Source organism: Shouchella miscanthi, from assembly GCF_007725405.1.
Taxonomy (GTDB): domain Bacteria; phylum Bacillota; class Bacilli; order Bacillales; family Bacillaceae_D; genus Shouchella; species Shouchella hunanensis.
In genome coordinates this window covers 1124618-1141866 of record NZ_CP042163.1, presented here as the reverse complement: position 1 = coordinate 1141866, position 17249 = coordinate 1124618, and the positions used below count along the sequence as shown (strand labels likewise).

The window sequence follows — 17249 nt, the reverse complement described above, 5'->3', positions numbered from 1 at the left end:
CCATTCATTCCTTTTTTTTGCTTGTCTCAAACGCGCCACCGTATATTCGTTTCTTGCAAACAAAAAAAGCCGTTTTCACACGGCTTTTTTACACAGGTCTATTAGTTTACATGTTTCCAGACATCCCATTCTCCTGATTGATTAGGTTCTTCTCCACGTGTCCACCATTTTGCTTCGTACCACATGCCATTATGCTCGACTTGATCTCCTTTTATATAAATTGTATCTTTCGACCAAATGCTCGTTTCTGTTTCTCCTTGACACACACTCACCTTTTTCCAAACATCCCACTCTCCTGAATGTTGCGGATGATCCCCTTGTGTCCACCACTTTGCTTCATAAATAAACCCGTTTTTTGATACTCGATCCCCTTTTACATAAATCGCATTTTCCGACCATTCAGAAACATCACAACCTTGCTGTTCGTCCCCATTAAATACAGTGGTAATGGCCTGAACTAAATCACCATCTCGATTATTACTTGCTTCCCAGAACATAGCACCACCTAAGCCTTTGTCAACGATATAATTTGCTTTATGGGCAATAGACTCTGGGTCATCGTACGTAATAAAGGTTCCATCTGTTTCATTAAACAAGAAAGGAACTTTCGATGCATCATTCCAATAACGCTTGTAGCCATTTTGATTCACATAATGGTCTTTTAAATCTTGATAGTCAAAAGTGGCATTTGACCATGTTCCAATTTGAGCAGGACCATCGCAGAAAGCATACTCGCCATTATTCTCAGCATCGCACCCTGTCCACCCATATCCGTAGAAAGGCATCCCCATTATTAATTTTTCTTTTGGAACTCCTGCCTGTAAATGCCCCGTAATCGCAGCATCAACATTTAACGCATCTGCCCAAGGAACAGTTGCTTCTTCGTCATAAAACAAAGGCGCATTGTGCCCATTTTGTGCTTGCCATGTGCCGTTTAAATCATATGTCATAATTTGAATCCAATCTAAAATATTCGCAAGCTTTTCCATTTCATTATTCTCTAAATAACTAGGTGAAGCTGAGGACGCAATGGTAAGTAAATACTCTTTACCATCTTCTTGACCAGCTTTATCTAGCGCCTCTCTCGTTGCTTCTAGAAGTTTCGTATGGTTTTGCTTATCCTCTGGACTACGCTCATTCTCAGGCATCCCGCCACTAACTGGGTACTCCCAATCCAAATCGAGTCCATCAAATCCATACGCCCTTACAAAATCAACAGCAGATTGAGCGAATGTGTCTCTCGTTTCTTCAGTTGCAGCCACTAATGAAAGACGGTTAGACCACGTCCATCCCCCAACAGAAATAACGGTTTTCAAATGAGGCTGTTCTGCCTTTAACTGATTTAGTTGATTAATGTTCCCTTTAATAGCCTCTTCCTCATCGTCACCAGGATACACTTTACGCACATCTTGTTCTGGATCTCCTAACACAATTGTTCCATTCGGCACGTCAATCGGTCCAGCTTCATCTTCACAGATCCACTCTCTAGGGTTCGGCCCTGACGGATCTAAATTCCCGTGAACCCCTTCCCAACATACATTGGCAAACGCATACATAATATGAGTCATTTGCTCTGCTGGGAGATCCTTCACTTCATAGCCTCTTTCTTCGGCTACCCAAGAAGGATAATACCCAACAACTTTTAACGCTTCATGTTGTTGTTCATTTGCCCATGTAGCTTGATCACTTCCGTTAAAAAGTAATAACGTTATAATGATAAAAAGTAAAGACGTTCGTTTTATTCTCATGACCATTCCTCCTTTTACTAAAACAATTGCACAATGATTCTGCAAAATCCTCCTTTTTATTTCCAAATAATCAGATATAACTAGGAATCTCTCTTCCTATTTTCATGAAATGTGTCTAAATAGCTATTGTTTCTTCGTTTTCCCAAGACTATAGTGTTAGAATAGTCTTTATATCTATTTAGTTCTGCGGCTATTTTTAAAGCGAGGGATGATCTATGCGTAAAATTGATCAAGCATTCCAACTATCCATTCGATACACAGATAAAGTAACAAATCGAGTTGACTTTATTCATACAAATGAAAAGAAAACGTTCATTTTAAAAAAGAAATCCGATCAAGAGCGAGCACGAATGGAAGCTCAACTTCTTCAAGACTTGCATAGAAAAGAACAACCTGTGCCAGTTCCTTTAAAAACAACCTCTAATGAATATACTGTTCAAAGTCAAGACAGTTTTTATGTCGTTTACTCCTATTTGGACGGTCATTTAATCGCAGCTGAAACCCTTTTAGATCAGCAAGCACTCGTAAAACAATCTGGCTATGCACTAGCAAAATTAGACAATGCTTTACTTGAAGTAAGCGATTATCACCCGTTCAGAAAACGTCACGTTTACACATCGTTATATCATAATATTATTCCATTTATGAAAAAAGAAGCGATTGCCCTTGATGTCGTTCATCTTTTAACAGAACTGGCAGACGAGATGCTCCTATTGGAACAACTTCCAACTCAGCTTATTCATCGAGATCCTCACTATCGTCACTTTCTTTATTTTGAGGATACAGTAAATGGCATTATCGATTTAGAATTGGTGGAAGAAAATATACGCGTGTTAGACCCATGTTACTTTGCGACCAGTGTGTTAAGGGATGTCTATTCGAGCCCAGCAGATGTGGATCGCTGGTTTCCAGCAATAAAAGCGTTTTTCCGCGCCTATCATCAAGAAAACCCATTCACCATCCAAGAACGAAAGGCTTTCTGGCTAACACTTCTAAGCATTGAAGCTGTTATGATCGCTTTTTTTAGTCACGATGAAGAACGTATGGAAAAGAATCGCTCCATGTTTCTATGGCTTTATGAGAACAGACAACTTTTTGATGAACTCATTCACCTTCGCTAGTAGTTTCCCATTCTTAGGTTGACGCTTTGGTCATAACGACGAAAAACGCAGGCTAGCCCCAGCCTACGTTTTTCAGCTTTTACTTGTGGGTAAGAAAATCCTCAATAGCTGCTATTGCTTCTTCCTCATCAGGCCCGTCAGCCGTTAGCTGAACGTCGTCTCCTGGCTTTAACACGATGCTCATTAAACCGAGAATACTCTTAACATTAATAATCGAATTCCCTTTTTTCAAATGAACATCTGCCTTAAATTGACTCGCTCTTTCTACTAGTGCCGCAGCATTAGAAGCGTGCAACCCTTGGGATAACCCTACTTTTACTGTCTTTTCCATAAAGTCTTCCTCCTCTTTATTTGCCCTTCCATATATATGCGAAAAACTTCTTCATATGAAAGTTTCTTTTCAGTCATGGTGAGATTCATTTCTACATACGTATAGAATAACTAGGACAAGAAGGAAGGTGGCAACATGCAAAACACTCAATGCCTCTCCCATATTCAACGTATTACCCCTTTAGCAAAAAAGATCGAAGACATTCTAGAGCAACAAAAAGATTTGGAAGCAAAACAACAACAACTTGAACGAGGTCCTTTACGTAGTTTGTATCACGTTAAAGACTTAAACAGCTTGTTTGCTGTTTCCATTTTAGTGTATCTATTCGTCTTTCACACCGTTTTTTCAGCCTCGCTTATCACCATTTATCAACTCTTTTCTCGTATCGATATACTGTTCATTTCAGTCATCAGTCTGTTTGTTCTTTTTGTTTTCATGCCTATTCTAGCTTACTTCCTTCTGATTTGGAGTATAAATAAGTTGTTTAAGCGTTGGCTTTATTATGATCATAAAGAAAATGAAGTATTACTGGCTTTAAAAGAAGCGAAAGAAGTAGAATACGAGCTGAAGCATACACTAACCGACCAAACCACTATTCCTATGTACTATTTAAAGACGTATGCGCTAGCAAAATTTGAAACTTATTTTCTTCATCAACGGGCAGACTCCATGAAAGAAGCGATTAACTTATTTGAATTGGAACAACAGCACGTACTTCAGCAATATCGTTTTTACCAGTACAACGGAGAACGCCGTTTTTCAAAAATGTATGAAAAAGCAGCTGAGTTTGAGAAACAAGTTAGCTCCTAAATCACTTGCCGCTTACCGATCTCGTGAACGGTAAGTCTTTTTCGTGTAAACAAAAATTACTCTCTCCTTTACAAGAGAGAGTAATTACTAGGCTTGTTTTCTTATGTCTTCCCATTTCTTGTGAACATGGGTTTTCGTTTGACTATTTCCACATTCTTCACATGGTTTGATTGAGCGTACGTACACAATCCAAAACATAGCAATCAAAATACCTACCAGACCACCCATCGTATCTACCAGTACATCCTCAATCATCGGTGACCGACCTGGGGTAAAAGACTGTCTGTATTCATCAATACTTGCGTAAAAAACAACAAAAAATAGCGACATTGCACTAGCGTAACGTAAGCGTGTAAAGTAAGCAAGTAGCCGTGTGCCAATCAAACCAATAAATAAAAATGAGAAGAAATGAGCCGCTTTCCGAAGAAAAAACTCCACAAATGATTCTACTGACAAATACTCTAAACTAATCACTCGCTCGCCATATGGAAACGAAATGTGAGCAATTCTTGTTTGTTCAATCCACTGAATCGGTAGATGACTTAATATACCACGTATATCTTGATTTCCGTATGGTGTAGAACTTGAAAACGCAATGACAGACACTGCTATGAGTAGAAAAAGGCTGAAAATCGTAACTTTTACGGGACGTGACAAAGACTCACCTCATTTTTTTGTTCCGTCCATTATACGCTTTTTTGATATTGAATCGTCTATAAATGTAAATTTTCTCACAAACTCTTATCTTTTTCACAATCTAGAAATGCATGAATAGCCTCGCGCCAGTGTCGCATTAGTGGGAATTGATTTAACTGCAAATTTTTATGAGCAAATACAGAATATGCAGGACGAGATGCTACAGTAGGATAATCGATTGTTGCGCAAGGTTTTACTAATTCAGGAACTCCCTGCTTCATAAAAATCTCATGGGCAAACTCGTACCATGAACAGCTACCGCTATTAGACACATGGTAAATGCCATATCGTTTTGTCCCGATGAGTGCAAAAAGCATTTCGGCAAGATCAGGTGCATAGGTTGGTGAACCAATTTGGTCATCAACAACATGGCAAGGAGATTCTTTTTCAGCCAAAGCCAGCATCGTTTTCACAAAGTTTTTTCCACGATGTCCAAAGACCCATGATGTCCGAACAATAAAGAACTTTGAATGAAATTGTTGGACAGCTTGTTCACCTGCGAGCTTGGATCGCCCATATACGCCGAGTGGCGCAGGCGGGGTCCATTCATCAATTGGCTCTTTTGCGCTACCGTCAAAGACATAGTCTGTGCTTACGTACACAAAAACTGCGGCTAGTTGCTCTGCTACAACACAGAGATTCCGAGTTCCAGCTGCATTCACTCGATACGCCTCCATCTCATCTTCTTCCGCTTGATCCACTTGTGTGTAGGCAGCACAATGGATGATGACGTCAGGTTGAATGGTGGTCAGCACACTTTCCACTTTACGAACATCTGTAATATCAAGCTCTCCCCTTGTCAACCCAATACATGGAATCTGTTGTGATGTAGCTAAAGCTAAAATAGCTGAACCTAGTTGCCCGCCGGCTCCTGTTACAAGAAGCTTCATAGTGTATGCCCCCGATACGCACCTGATAACACATCCTGCCACCACTTTTTATTTTGAATATACCAATCGATCGTTTCCGCTAATCCTTCATTAAAAGAGTATGTTGCTTTCCAGCCAAGCTCTCTTTCAATTTTTGACGCATCAATAGCATAACGAAAATCATGACCAAGTCGATCATCCACATGATGAATAAGGGCTTCTGATACGCCTAATGTCTGGACAATCCGCTGGACAATCTCAATATTCGTTCGTTCATTTCGCCCACCGATGTTGTAAACTTCACCAGGCTTACCATTACGTAATACGGAATTAACACCTCGACAATGATCGTCTACATGGAGCCAGTCTCGTACTTGATGACCATCTCCATAAATAGGAAGCGGCTTATTTCGCAACGCGTTTGTTACCATAAGTGGAATTAATTTTTCGGGAAAATGATAGGGTCCATAATTATTTGAGCACCGTGTTATGTTTACATTCATTCCAAATGTTTCGTAATAGGAGCGCACTAATAAATCTGCTCCTGCCTTACTCGCCGAATAAGGGCTATTCGGTTGCAATGGCGTTTCTTCTGTAAAAAATCCTGTCTCTCCTAAACTACCGTAAACTTCATCTGTCGATACTTGTACAAACTTCTTCACATCGGCGCGTTTAGCTGCATGTAATAATAGTTGCGTGCCATACATATTTGTATGTACAAATGCACCTGGATTGACAATACTGCGATCTACATGAGACTCTGCAGCAAAGTGAACAACGGCATCTATGTCATAAGTAGAAAATACGCTTTCTATTTGATGACTATCGCAGATGTCCCCTTGTATAAAGCGAATGGCGTTACGCACTCGTTTTAAGTTATCGAGATTACCGGCGTACGTTAGCTTATCATACACAATCAGATTGTCTTCTGGATAATCTTTAGCGAGTAACCGCACAAATGCACTACCAATAAACCCTGCTCCTCCTGTAATCAGTAGATTCATGATCATTCCCCTTTAAAAATTAGTTTCTGCTTTATGAAGCAGCGGATGCGCACGGTCTTTTTTAGACAAAATAGGTTGACTACACGGCCACTCGATTGCAAGCTCTGGATCATTCCAGCGAATACCCCGATCATGAAGTGGCGAGTAGAGTTGATCCACTTTATAGGCAACTGTTGTATGGTCCACTAGCGTGCAAAATCCATGCGCGAATCCCTTTGGCACGAGAAGCTGTCTCTGATTGTGCTCACTTAAAACGACCCCTACCCACTGTTTGTACGTTGGTGATTTTTTACGAATGTCAACAGCTACATCAAAAATTGCTCCTGTAACACATCGAACTACTTTTAATTGTGAATCAGGGTTTAACTGATAATGGAGACCCCTCAACGTTCCTGCTTGTTTTGATAACGATTGATTATCTTGCAGAAACACTTCTTTAATGCCTGCCTTTTTAAACACATTTTCGTTATAGGTTTCCACAAAATAGCCTCTGTCATCTGCGTACACATTTGGTTCTAGTAAATAGACACCTTCTAATTTTGTTTCATGTACCTCCATTGTTCACCCTCCTTTTGCTATACGCAACAAATACTGACCATACTCATTTTTCTTTAGCGGTTGTGCAAGTGTAAGTAATTCTTCTTTTGATATATACTTCATTCGAAAAGCAATCTCCTCAATGCATGCAATTTTTAAACTTTGACGTTTTTCTACAGTATGAATAAATTGCGAAGCCTCGAGCAACGATTCATGGGTGCCAGTATCTAACCATGCTGTTCCTCTTCCTAATTTCTCTACATGCAATTGCCCCTGGTTTAAATACATAACATTTACATCTGTGATTTCCAATTCTCCTCGAGCTGATGGCTTGATCGCTTTTGCATATTCAACAACACGATGATCGAAGACATAGAGTCCTGTTACTGCATAATTCGATTTTGGCTGAGTTGGTTTTTCTTCGATTGAAATGGCTTCACCCTTTTCATCAAAGTCAACAACACCGAATCGCTCTGGATCACTTACGTAGTAGCCGAATACTGTTGCTCCCTTGTTTTGTTGCATCGCCTTCTTTAAGCGATCTGGTAAACCGTGTCCGTAAAACAGATTATCCCCTAGTACAAGAGTGACATTCGATGTCCCTATGAACCTCTCACCAATAATAAACGCTTGCGCTAATCCCCCAGGTTCTGGTTGAATCTCGTATTGAATTGAAAGTCCGAGCTGGGCACCATCTCCCAACACTTGCTTGTAACGTCCTGTATCTTCTGGTGTAGAAATGAGTAGAAATTCCCTAATACCTGCGAGCATGAGTAAAGATAAGGTGTAATAAATCATTGGTTTATCATAGATTGGAAGTAACTGTTTGGACGTAGCTTTCGTTATAGGATAAAGCCTTGTTCCACTTCCTCCTGCCAGTATAATTCCTTTCAGATTAAACACCGCCTTAGAAAAAAATCCATATAGAGGAATCTATGCAAGCAAAACAAAAAACCTGCATCATTTATGCAGATTTTTTTCTTTTGCTCGGCTTTGTTGTTAGCCTTTTTTTATGATGATAACGAAATAATAGAAAACGAGTGCTACTAAATACACAAGCAATCCAATTAGAAGGAAGCCAAGACCATCTATTGGTTGATCAAATGCTACAAATGAAAAATCGATAAATACACATAAAAATAACAGCACCATGATGACATTCGTTTGAGCGACCATATTTCGTGTTAACTGTATAAGGATCGTAATGTTCTCCTCTGTTACCTTAATCGGAAAATTAAAGAGTGAGGGAACAAAACGTAATGCAAACAGCATGAGTGAAAGACCCGTTGTGAGAACTGGCAGTAAAAATAATAATCCTTTGTTGCCATATGTATAAGCCTCTGAAGTAAACGAAGCTGAATGAATGGGTACCTCCGTCGGCAACTTAGGATAGATAATGATAAACATAACCCAAAAGCCAATCAATAGAAAGGCCGCTATCGTTGTCATCCCTTTTTCAAGTCTCGTTGTCCGGACAACTGGAATCTCTATTTCAATCATATACAACTCCCCCCTCCCTAATATACGCTTCCGTTTGCTCAACGTTTCATTTTTATAAAATAAAAACGCCTTAGCTTTCGCTAAAGCGTTTCAATTCCGTTATTCATTTTCTACATACTGTAAATCAACAAGACCATCAATGTCCGTACTAGCCATTTGTCCTGCTTCTTCACTAATGGCAGCCATTTCTTGAAGTACCTGTTCATTTACATCCACAGTTGGAAATAAGCGTTCCAGAGAAAGACGTATTTCGTCGTAGTCTAATTCGTTCCCAGTTTCTCTTTGAATATGGTCCACAAAGATTTGTGCCGCTTCATCAGGATTGGTAGCGACAAACTCTACCGCTTCTGTATGTGCACGTAGGTAGGCACGTGCTAAATCTTCATTTATCTCTAAAAACTCATGACTTGCGGTTACCACCGTATTAGTGGAATCCTCTCCCCAAGCAAATTCGTCTGCATCAACTAAAAAAGCGGCGTCTAAATTATCTGCAAGAAAGCTACCCCAAGGCTCTTGAGTGGCAGCAGCATCAGCGTCACCTTGTGAAAATAAAATCGACGTATCTGCTGGTGCTTGCGGAACAAAATTAATATCGTCTGCGTCAACACCTGCATCTGCTAACTCTTTTCGTAACATGATATCTTGAGTGGAACCAATGGTCGGGATGGCAACATTTCTTCCTGCTAAATCTGCAACAGACTCTACTCCTGAATCCGCACGAGCCATAATAACGGCTCCACCGTTCACAGCCCCTGCAATAATGGAATGGCTTGGATTTCTTGTGTACGTATTCATTGCTGGCACTGGTCCCACGGTACCGATGTCAATTTCATTTGCCGACATTGCTTCCATAAACTGCGCTCCATCTGGTACAGTCATTGTCGTAAAACGAGCATCTTCACCAAATGCTTCTTCAAAATAGTCATTTTCTAATGCAACAATTGTGGAGATATGAGTCAAGTTAGGAAAATAGGCAATGCGTACTTCCCCTTCCGTTGCACTATTACCGCAAGCTGCAAGTGTAATGCCAGCCCCTAAAGCAAGTAAAGATCCTTGTATTACTTTTTTCATAGCATGTCTCTCCTTTTAATGTAAACCTGGTTTTAATCCCCATTTTTTCTGTACCGATCTCTCTACACGTAAAAACACAAGGTTATCCACAATGGTTCCAATAATACCAATAACAATCATGACAGAAAGCACTAAATCCATTTGGCCAAGCGAACGGCCAACTGTTAATAAATAGCCAAGACCACCAGCAGCTACAAATAGTTCACCGGCCATAATAGCACGCCATGCAAATGCCCATGCTGTCCGTACACCTGAAATGAGATGAGGCACTGAAGCGGGTAAAATGACCGTTCGCAATAAATGACTTCCTCCTGATCCGAGGGTTTTGGCAACGTTCATATAGAGAGTCGGTACATTTTTAAAGCCCGTGCTCGAACTAACTGTCACCGTCCATGTAGCCCCTATTGTGACGATAAATAGTAAAGAGGCATTTCCGTATCCAAACCAAATAATAGCAAGCGGAAGCCAGACAATACTTGGTATTGATTGAAGTGCCGTCACTAAAAAGCCGAGGGTATCGTCAACGAGTTTATATCGAGCAATTAAGTATCCTAATGTAAGACCGACAATAATGGCAATGGTAAACCCGAGTAACAATCGTCCTAATGTAATTCCTGTGGCTGTTAAAATCTGTCCAGATAGGAGTCCACTTACAAATGTATTTATAACCGTTGTACCACCGGGATCTAACGGAAATAGTAAAGGTGGAAATGAGCCTGGCGGGAAGTTACCTACCCTAGATGTTATCTCCCATATAGCCACGATCATCGCGATGAATACGATCCGTCTTATAGCTGTAGTCATCTCCAAACTCCTCCTTCAACACTTTCTCCATTTCTTCTTCAAGTTCAGCTAATATTCTTCGTTCTAAATCAACTAGATTGCTGTCAGCAGGATCTCTTGGGAGTGCAGCTTGAACAGGGAATTCTCGTTTTATTTTTCCTGGGCGCGTCCCCATAAGTACAATTCGATTGGAAAGCATCACCGCTTCCCGAATATTATGAGTAATGAATAGAATGGTTTTACCTGTATTTGCCCAAATTTCAAGCAATTCTTTATGCAAGACCATTCGTGTTTGCTCGTCTAACGCAGCAAACGGTTCATCCATTAGTAAAATATCTGGATCCATAACGAGTGCCCGAGCAATCGCCACCCGCTGCTTCATTCCCCCAGAAAGCTCATGTGGAAAAGATTTAGTGAAATTTCCTAGATGCACCGTTTTCAATCCTTCGATTGCCTTTTCTTCACTTTCTGCTTTTGATACGCCTTTCAGTCGTAAGCCGTACGTCACATTGTCAAGGACATTCATCCATGGAAAAAGGCCAGCTTCTTGAAAGACAACCACTCTGTCGTTGCCTGGTTTTTTCACCTGTTTCCCACCTGCAATGACTTCTCCAGTAGAGGGTGTATCAAGTCCGGCAATTAGATTAAGGATCGTTGATTTTCCACATCCAGAAGGACCTAATAATGAAATAAAATCTCCTTCTTTAATGGTTAGGTTAATATCGCTTAATACATGTAGCGATTGTTTTTTATTTTTTTCGAAAGATTTCTCTACATGATTTAATTGAATTTGCATCTTTGCACCCCCAAATACCAATAATACCTACTAATATAATAAGAATTATAGTTTTTTTTAAGTGTAAGGGATGTCACGATAATCGTCAATTAGAATCATTCGCTTCGGATAAAATCATGTTTTTTATTCAAAATAATGGAATAGATTACTGTTACTTGTCACAGTGATGGATGTATGATAACATTCCAAACTTATGACTGAATTCAGGAGGAACAATTGAAAAATTTTAAATTAGACTGGCCTGTCTTTGCGATATCTGGTGGCTTTTTACTCGTATTCGTTATTGCTTCACTCGTAAATGCAGGCTTCGTCGGTAACCTAGTCAATACAGCATTTGCCTGGTCATCTTTAACTTTTGGTGCATTCTGGCAAGTACTGATGATTCTTACATTTATTATCGCCGTCTTCATGAGCCTTACCGAATTAGGAAAGGTACGATTAGGCGATTCATCCAAACCAACGTTTTCTTTCTTTAAATGGTTTTCAATGATCATGATTACACTTCTTGCTGGTGGTGGGGTATTTTGGGCAGCGGCCGAACCGATGTATCATTATTTAGATACTCCGCCTATGTACAGTGAAACCGGTAGTGCGGCTACAGCCATTCAGGCTGGTTTGTCAACTGGATTCTTGCATTGGGGCTTTCTTGCTTGGAGTATTTTAGGTACACTTGGCGTTGTTGTTCTCATGTATGCAAAAAAGAAAGGACAGCCCCTTAAGCCACGAGCACTGCTTTATCCACTCTTTGGAGAAAAGATTATGCATAAAAGTGTCTTAGGCACACTGATTGATGTCTTTTCTATTTTAGCCGCTTGTGCAGGAACAATTGGACCAATTGGATTTTTAGGATTACAAGCTGGATACGGTTTGAATATGCTTTTCGGCTTACCAGACACATTTGCGATACATTTTGCGATGATTTTCTTTTTAGTCGGCATTGCAGCAGTATCAGCAGCAACTGGAATCCATAAAGGAATTCAATGGTTAAGTCGGTTTAACGTCATTATTACAGTTATTCTTGCTATTGCCATTTTGATTCTAGGACCCGCCCGTTTTATTATTGATTCATTTGTAACGAGCTATGGCTCTTACATGCAAAACTTCTTTCCAATGAGCTTATATAGAGGAGATGAAGGGTGGCTTTCAAGCTGGACTATTTTCTTCTGGGGCTGGTTTATTGGATATGGACCGATTATGGCGATTTTCATTTCTAGAATATCCGACGGACGAACCATACGTGAGCTATTCTTAACGGTTGCATTTTTAGCACCTGTTGTCACGAACTTCTGGTTTACTGTCGTTGGCGGTACAGGCATTTTTTACGAAATGAACGAACCTGGATCTGTTAGTGATCCATTAAATGAGGGTGGCCTTCCTGCTTCCATCTTTGCCATTGTCAATCAGCTACCACTAGGTGCTTTATTTGCATTTTTGTTTATTTTTGTCACATGCGTGTTTGTAGCAACAACGGCAGATTCAATCTCTTACTCCATTTCAATGATTATAACTGGGAAGGAAACACCAGATCGATTTATCCGGATTTTTTGGGCCCTCATTTTCGGAGCTGTTGCTGCTGCACTTCTTTATATTGGTGAAGGTAGTATTGATTCGCTACAGTCCTTCATCGTTCTTACCGCTGTTCCGGTTTCCCTCTTTATGCTACCAACACTCTGGCTAGCTCCGTTGACAGCGAAACGACTATTACGTATTCAACAGAAAGAAGAAGCGAAGTGAGGCATCCTCACTCGCTTCTTTTTTCATTTTCTTTTATGACCTGATGTATGGAATCAAGCCTATTAGCAATGTGAAAAAGTATACCTGCACATAACCCTAACAAAGCTCCGATGGATTCAGCCGCTACAAACCCTAGGACTATTCCAGCTAACATGCTGACAAGAAGCGAACCATTCATGTTTATCCCCTATCGAATCAGTCGTTTTTACGCATGGCTTGCGATGAAGTCTAGCTCTCCATATATCTCAAACGTTGTCGCATCTACTGGTAACAGTAAATGGTCCCCCTTTTTTAATGGAAAAGACTTATCTCGTACCGTTAATTCTCCAGATCCTTTAATTACAGACACTAAAAGATAATCGGCTTCAACCGCCGCATTCCAATAAGAGGTGATTTGACCGTGATACACTGTAAAATAGGGTGATGCAACCAGTTCTGTAATCGTGCAACCCTTATCTTTTCTTACCGTTTTTGTGTTTGTTCGCGCTTTTCTATCTGGAATTTGCGTTACTTGCTTCGCTTTCTCAAGATGCAACTGACGCTTATTTCCTTTTTCGTCTGTACGATCAAAATCATATACGCGGTATGTTGTATCTGAACTTTGCTGCGTTTCTAAGATGAGTGTTCCTGCTCCAATTGCATGAATCGTACCGCTTGGAACATGAAAAAAGTCGCCAGATCGAATTGGAATGCGATGAAATAGCTCATTCCATTCCCCCGCTTCTATTTTCTCATTAAATTCAGCTTCTGATTTTGCCGTATGTCCTAAAATAAGCTCTGCATTTTCTTCTGCTTCAATAACATACCAACACTCGGTTTTTCCGTATGCTTCATTCTCTTCAAGTTGAGCCGCTTGAGCATCATTTGGATGAACCTGAACCGATAAATCTGCCGAAGCATCTAGCACTTTAACCAATAGAGGAAAGCTCCCTTTTGTGTTTCCTCCAAAAAGTTCCGCATGATTCTCCCATAACTCAAGCAATGATTTCCCTTTATAAAGCCCATTACGTACTGTACTTAATCCATTTGGATGCGCAGATATTCCCCAACATTCTCCTGTATGTAAACTCGGTAAGTCATACCCAAATTGCGCTAGCTTTTGTCCACCCCAAATTCGTTCTTGCAGAACGGGGGAAAAAAAAATTGGTTCTGTTGTCAACCCACTCACTCCTTTTACCCTTTCTCTCTTTAAGCCTACCATATTCTTTGTTTTTGCCCTACTCGTTTCCTGATTATCTACATGAAAAGGACATTAGCTTAAAAATCAAACTCCTTCTCTTTATTACGGAGACCCTCCAAACTACTCAATCTATACATTGCTCGTTTACACAGACTCACACTCAGTAGAAATCATTCAAATCATCATTATCCCTTATCTTATTGATCCATTCGAAAAAGGGCTATGGTAAAAGGATATTCTACCTTGCCACACAGCCCTAATGCTACTTCTTAACCTCTTCCTTGTTCTCGCATACGTAATTCTATTCTTCTTGTTTTTCCTGATATCGTTTTCGGCAGTTCTTTTATATATTCAATTTGACGAGGGTATTTGTAGGGCGCTGTTTCTTGCTTCACAAACTCTTGCAATGTGACGGTAAGTTCGTCTAACGAAGACGGTTCTTGATTAAGTACCACGTACGCCTTTACAATGCTCCCTCTTATTTCATCAGGACTTGCGACAACAGCGCATTCTTTTACCGCTGGATGTTTCGTTAGCGCATCTTCCACTTCGAACGGACCGATTGTGTAACCAGACGAGATGATAATATCGTCGCCTCTTCCTTCAAACCAAAAGTAGCCGTCTTTATCTCTTCTTGCTTGATCACCAGTTACATAATAATCCCCTAAAAAAGATGCTTTCGTTCTTTCTTCATCTTTATCATATCGTTTAAACAACGCTGGTGAATCTTTATGAACAGCAATCATGCCAATTTCATCTACATCTGTTTCTCGTCCTTCCTCATTAATAATATGCACGCCATTCCCTGCTGTAGGCTTTCCCATTGATCCAGGTCTCGCCTCCATACCAATCATTGTCCCGATCAAAAGCGTGTTTTCCGTTTGTCCGTAACCGTCACGAACGGTGATACGAAATAAATCTCCAAAGGTAGAGATCACAGCTCGGTTTAGCGGTTCTCCTGCTGAAACAGCTTCCCGAATGGAAGACAAACGATACGTAGATAACGTCTCTTCTTTTGCTAACATTCGATACTCCGTTGGTGTCGCACAAAAAACAGAAACGTTATGCTCTTCGATAAGAGATAAATACGTTTTGGCATCAAATGGTCCGTCATAAATAAATGCTGTTGCGCCCTTTCCGATAACAGATAAAAATGGACTCCATACCCACTTTTGCCATCCAGGTGCAGCCGTTGCCCATACGATATCATGCTGCTTAACACCAAGCCATTCCGTTGCAGCCGTTCGCAGGTGGGCAGAAGCCCAACCATGTGTATGTACAACTGCTTTGGGATTTCCGGTTGTACCAGATGTATATGGTAAAAAGGCCAGATCATCTCTATGAGTGCTACACTCAAAGGAAACGCTTTCATTTTCCGCTAACGATCTTAAATCTTCCCAACCACTTTTTTGATCACCAACGACTAGCTTCACCTTTAATGTCGGAGTAGAATCCATTTTGTCAACTTCATCCGTTAAGCCAGTATAAGCAATAACGGCAGCGGCTTCCGCATGTTGGATCCGATATGCTAAATCCTTTGCACGGAGCATACCAGAGCAAGGAATGATAACCAATCCAGCTTTTATACAGGCTAAATAAGTAGCGTACGCCTCTGGAACACGCGGAAATAACAAGAGAACCCGGTCTCCTTTACGTAATCCAAGAGATGCGAATGTATTCGCATATTGGTTCATGGATTCAATTAATCTTTTGTATGTCCATTCAATCTGCTTGCCGTTTTGACCTTGCCATAGTATTGCCTTCTGATTACCATTCGCATTCTTCTCCACTTCAACGGCTACGTTGTAATGTTCTGGAATAACTAATGTGTCCTGTACCATTCTTATCACCCCTCTTTGCATCCATTATATAAATAATTCAGTTTTTTTAAAAGAATAAAACGCTATTCTTGTTTACAATAAAAAAGCAGGTCGGTTTGAAATCCGACCTACTTTCTACTCGTTAAACGAGAGCTTGATTTTTCTCATTAAAATAAATCGCTTTCCCAGTTTTAGCTGACTCGTAAATCGCTTCTAGAATTTCGCTTACGACAAGCGCTTGCTCCGCTTTAACGACTGGTTCTGTGTCATTTCGAATCGCATCAATCCACAGTCTAGCTTCTTTGTCTGCTTGCGTTTCACTGCCACCATCGTAATACGCTACACCCCCAGCTTGTAGGTCCGGCTTCGTTACATACAAACGGCTCAATTTCTCACCATTTATTCGCAAACCATCGCGCATATCTGCTCCTGCTGCAGTACCGCAAAGCGTCGTTTTCGCTTCATCCACATCTAGCGTATTTAATGCCCAACTTGCTTCTAACGTGACCGTTGCTCCATTTTCCATTGTAATGAAAGCAAATGCAGAGTCTTCAACTGTAAATTCTTTTGGATCCCAAGGTCCAAAGGCATTTGCAGCATTTTCTGTGTCTGATAATTTATAGTACACATTTCCTACAACACTTTTTACTTTGTAGTTATCCAGTGTCCAAAGCGTTAGATCAAGTGCATGTGTACCAATATCAATTAATGGACCCCCGCCTTGTTCTTCTTCATTTAAAAACACTCCCCATGTCGGAACTGCCCGACGGCGGATCGCATGCGCTTTAGCAAAATAAATATCCCCAAATTCGCCTTCTTCTGCTAGCTGCTTTAAATACTGAGAATCTGGACGATAGCGGTTGTCGTAACCAATTGTTAATTTCTTACCTGTACGTTTTGCCGTCTCAACCATTTCCCTTGCTTCAGCGGCTGTTTTTGCCATAGGCTTTTCACAAAGAACATGTTTACCTGATTCTAGAGCAGCAATCGAAATAGGTGCATGTGATTTATTCGGTGTACATACATGAATAACTTCTATTGATGTATCCTTTAATAATTCTTGGTAGTCGGTGTAGACATCTGCGCCTTCAACACCATAATCAGCAGCCGCTTTCTCTGCCTTTTCTTTCACAATATCGCAAAAGGCAACGAGTTCAACACCTTTTTGCTTAACAAGGCTTGGCATTTGTTTCCCATTCGCAATACCTCCACAGCCAATAATTCCAATTCGAATCGTACGTTTTTCCAT

Annotated in this window: 18 protein-coding genes; 3 read left to right on the top strand and 15 right to left on the bottom strand. The window is 40.5% G+C overall.

Features of this window, described 5'->3' with window-relative positions; translation table 11 throughout:
• Positions 1 to 101 precede the first annotated feature (101 nt).
• Positions 102 to 1748 carry a glycosyl hydrolase family 18 protein gene (locus FPV17_RS05550; RefSeq protein WP_035394808.1) on the bottom strand — a complete coding sequence of 549 codons (1647 nt, stop codon included), beginning with the start codon at positions 1746 to 1748 and terminating at the stop codon, positions 102 to 104.
• Positions 1749 to 1963: 215 nt separating this feature from the next.
• On the opposite strand from FPV17_RS05550, the gene FPV17_RS05545 reads away from it, so the two are divergent.
• Complete coding sequence (locus FPV17_RS05545) at positions 1964 to 2869, top strand: phosphotransferase enzyme family protein (RefSeq protein ID WP_144558425.1); 906 nt, start codon at positions 1964 to 1966, stop codon at positions 2867 to 2869.
• A 79-nt stretch (positions 2870 to 2948) separates the two neighbouring features.
• On the opposite strand, the gene FPV17_RS05540 is transcribed toward FPV17_RS05545, so the two are convergent.
• Complete coding sequence (locus FPV17_RS05540; protein WP_144558424.1) at positions 2949 to 3200, bottom strand: HPr family phosphocarrier protein; 252 nt, start codon at positions 3198 to 3200, stop codon at positions 2949 to 2951.
• 135 nt (positions 3201 to 3335) lie between these two features.
• On the opposite strand from FPV17_RS05540, the gene FPV17_RS05535 reads away from it, so the two are divergent.
• Positions 3336 to 4010 carry a hypothetical protein gene (locus tag FPV17_RS05535; RefSeq protein ID WP_144558423.1) on the top strand — a complete coding sequence of 225 codons (675 nt, stop codon included), beginning with the start codon at positions 3336 to 3338 and terminating at the stop codon, positions 4008 to 4010.
• A gap of 87 nt (positions 4011 to 4097) precedes the next feature.
• On the opposite strand, the gene FPV17_RS05530 is transcribed toward FPV17_RS05535, so the two are convergent.
• From FPV17_RS05530 to FPV17_RS05490, 9 genes are all read right to left on the bottom strand, one after another.
• Positions 4098 to 4667 carry a VanZ family protein gene (locus tag FPV17_RS05530; protein WP_144558422.1) on the bottom strand — a complete coding sequence of 190 codons (570 nt, stop codon included), beginning with the start codon at positions 4665 to 4667 and terminating at the stop codon, positions 4098 to 4100.
• Between the two features lie 74 nt (positions 4668 to 4741).
• The gene (gene rfbD / locus FPV17_RS05525; RefSeq protein ID WP_144558421.1) at positions 4742 to 5596 is read right to left on the bottom strand and encodes a dTDP-4-dehydrorhamnose reductase; all 855 of its coding nucleotides are present in this window, start codon (positions 5594 to 5596) and stop codon (positions 4742 to 4744) included.
• Complete coding sequence (gene rfbB / locus FPV17_RS05520; RefSeq protein ID WP_035394813.1) at positions 5593 to 6579, bottom strand: dTDP-glucose 4,6-dehydratase; 987 nt, start codon at positions 6577 to 6579, stop codon at positions 5593 to 5595. Before rfbB ends, rfbD begins: the two co-directional genes overlap by 4 nt.
• 12 nt (positions 6580 to 6591) lie before the next feature.
• Positions 6592 to 7137, bottom strand: a complete 546-nt coding sequence (gene rfbC / locus FPV17_RS05515; RefSeq protein ID WP_035394814.1) for a dTDP-4-dehydrorhamnose 3,5-epimerase — start codon at positions 7135 to 7137, stop codon at positions 6592 to 6594.
• A gap of 3 nt (positions 7138 to 7140) precedes the next feature.
• On the bottom strand, positions 7141 to 8010 hold the full coding sequence (gene rfbA / locus FPV17_RS05510) for a glucose-1-phosphate thymidylyltransferase RfbA (protein ID WP_060705675.1): 870 nt from the start codon (positions 8008 to 8010) through the stop codon (positions 7141 to 7143).
• Positions 8011 to 8115: 105 nt separating this feature from the next.
• Positions 8116 to 8616: a DUF1648 domain-containing protein gene (locus FPV17_RS05505; RefSeq protein WP_144558420.1), complete on the bottom strand. Its 501-nt coding sequence runs from the start codon at positions 8614 to 8616 to the stop codon at positions 8116 to 8118.
• 99 nt (positions 8617 to 8715) lie between these two features.
• A complete protein-coding gene (locus tag FPV17_RS05500; RefSeq protein WP_035394817.1) occupies positions 8716 to 9687 on the bottom strand; it encodes an ABC transporter substrate-binding protein in 972 nt (323 codons plus the stop codon).
• Positions 9688 to 9702: 15 nt separating this feature from the next.
• Positions 9703 to 10491: an ABC transporter permease gene (locus tag FPV17_RS05495; RefSeq protein ID WP_035394818.1), complete on the bottom strand. Its 789-nt coding sequence runs from the start codon at positions 10489 to 10491 to the stop codon at positions 9703 to 9705.
• A complete protein-coding gene (locus FPV17_RS05490; RefSeq protein WP_035394820.1) occupies positions 10424 to 11266 on the bottom strand; it encodes an ABC transporter ATP-binding protein in 843 nt (280 codons plus the stop codon). The genes FPV17_RS05495 and FPV17_RS05490 overlap by 68 nt, the downstream gene beginning before the upstream one ends.
• Before the next feature lie 216 nt (positions 11267 to 11482).
• Between FPV17_RS05490 and FPV17_RS05485 the strand changes: the two genes are divergently transcribed.
• A complete protein-coding gene (locus FPV17_RS05485) occupies positions 11483 to 13000 on the top strand; it encodes a BCCT family transporter (RefSeq protein WP_144558419.1) in 1518 nt (505 codons plus the stop codon).
• Positions 13001 to 13007: 7 nt separating this feature from the next.
• Here the strand turns inward: FPV17_RS05485 and FPV17_RS21770 are convergent, their stop codons facing one another.
• The 4 genes from FPV17_RS21770 to FPV17_RS05470 all read right to left on the bottom strand — a co-directional run bounded on the left by FPV17_RS21770 (position 13008) and on the right by FPV17_RS05470 (position 17249).
• On the bottom strand, positions 13008 to 13178 hold the full coding sequence (locus FPV17_RS21770; protein ID WP_158331975.1) for a hypothetical protein: 171 nt from the start codon (positions 13176 to 13178) through the stop codon (positions 13008 to 13010).
• Between the two features lie 27 nt (positions 13179 to 13205).
• Positions 13206 to 14168, bottom strand: coding sequence for a mannose-6-phosphate isomerase, class I (manA, locus tag FPV17_RS05480; protein ID WP_437183309.1), 963 nt, complete (start codon positions 14166 to 14168; stop codon positions 13206 to 13208).
• A 281-nt stretch (positions 14169 to 14449) separates the two neighbouring features.
• A complete protein-coding gene (locus FPV17_RS05475) occupies positions 14450 to 16021 on the bottom strand; it encodes an acetate--CoA ligase (RefSeq protein WP_035394823.1) in 1572 nt (523 codons plus the stop codon).
• Positions 16022 to 16142: 121 nt separating this feature from the next.
• Positions 16143 to 17249 (bottom strand): Gfo/Idh/MocA family protein, encoded by a 1107-nt coding sequence (locus FPV17_RS05470; RefSeq protein ID WP_035394825.1) that lies wholly within the window; start codon positions 17247 to 17249, stop codon positions 16143 to 16145.

Bases quoted from the DNA above. Each gene is read 5' to 3' on its own strand.
- FPV17_RS05490 (WP_035394820.1), bottom strand. From the start codon at position 11,266: ATGCAAATTCAATTAAATCATGTAGAGAAATCTTTCGAAAAAAATAAA.
- FPV17_RS05550 (WP_035394808.1), bottom strand. From the start codon at position 1,748: ATGAGAATAAAACGAACGTCTTTACTTTTTATCATTATAACGTTATTA.
- FPV17_RS05500 (WP_035394817.1), bottom strand. From the start codon at position 9,687: ATGAAAAAAGTAATACAAGGATCTTTACTTGCTTTAGGGGCTGGCATT.
- FPV17_RS05545 (WP_144558425.1), top strand. From the start codon at position 1,964: ATGCGTAAAATTGATCAAGCATTCCAACTATCCATTCGATACACAGAT.
- FPV17_RS05470 (WP_035394825.1), bottom strand. From the start codon at position 17,249: ATGGAAAAACGTACGATTCGAATTGGAATTATTGGCTGTGGAGGTATT.
- FPV17_RS05495 (WP_035394818.1), bottom strand. From the start codon at position 10,491: ATGACTACAGCTATAAGACGGATCGTATTCATCGCGATGATCGTGGCT.
- rfbB (WP_035394813.1), bottom strand. From the start codon at position 6,579: ATGAATCTACTGATTACAGGAGGAGCAGGGTTTATTGGTAGTGCATTT.
- FPV17_RS05475 (WP_035394823.1), bottom strand. From the start codon at position 16,021: ATGGTACAGGACACATTAGTTATTCCAGAACATTACAACGTAGCCGTT.
- FPV17_RS21770 (WP_158331975.1), bottom strand. From the start codon at position 13,178: ATGAATGGTTCGCTTCTTGTCAGCATGTTAGCTGGAATAGTCCTAGGG.
- rfbC (WP_035394814.1), bottom strand. From the start codon at position 7,137: ATGGAGGTACATGAAACAAAATTAGAAGGTGTCTATTTACTAGAACCA.
- FPV17_RS05505 (WP_144558420.1), bottom strand. From the start codon at position 8,616: ATGATTGAAATAGAGATTCCAGTTGTCCGGACAACGAGACTTGAAAAA.
- rfbD (WP_144558421.1), bottom strand. From the start codon at position 5,596: ATGAAGCTTCTTGTAACAGGAGCCGGCGGGCAACTAGGTTCAGCTATT.
- FPV17_RS05535 (WP_144558423.1), top strand. From the start codon at position 3,336: ATGCAAAACACTCAATGCCTCTCCCATATTCAACGTATTACCCCTTTA.
- FPV17_RS05540 (WP_144558424.1), bottom strand. From the start codon at position 3,200: ATGGAAAAGACAGTAAAAGTAGGGTTATCCCAAGGGTTGCACGCTTCT.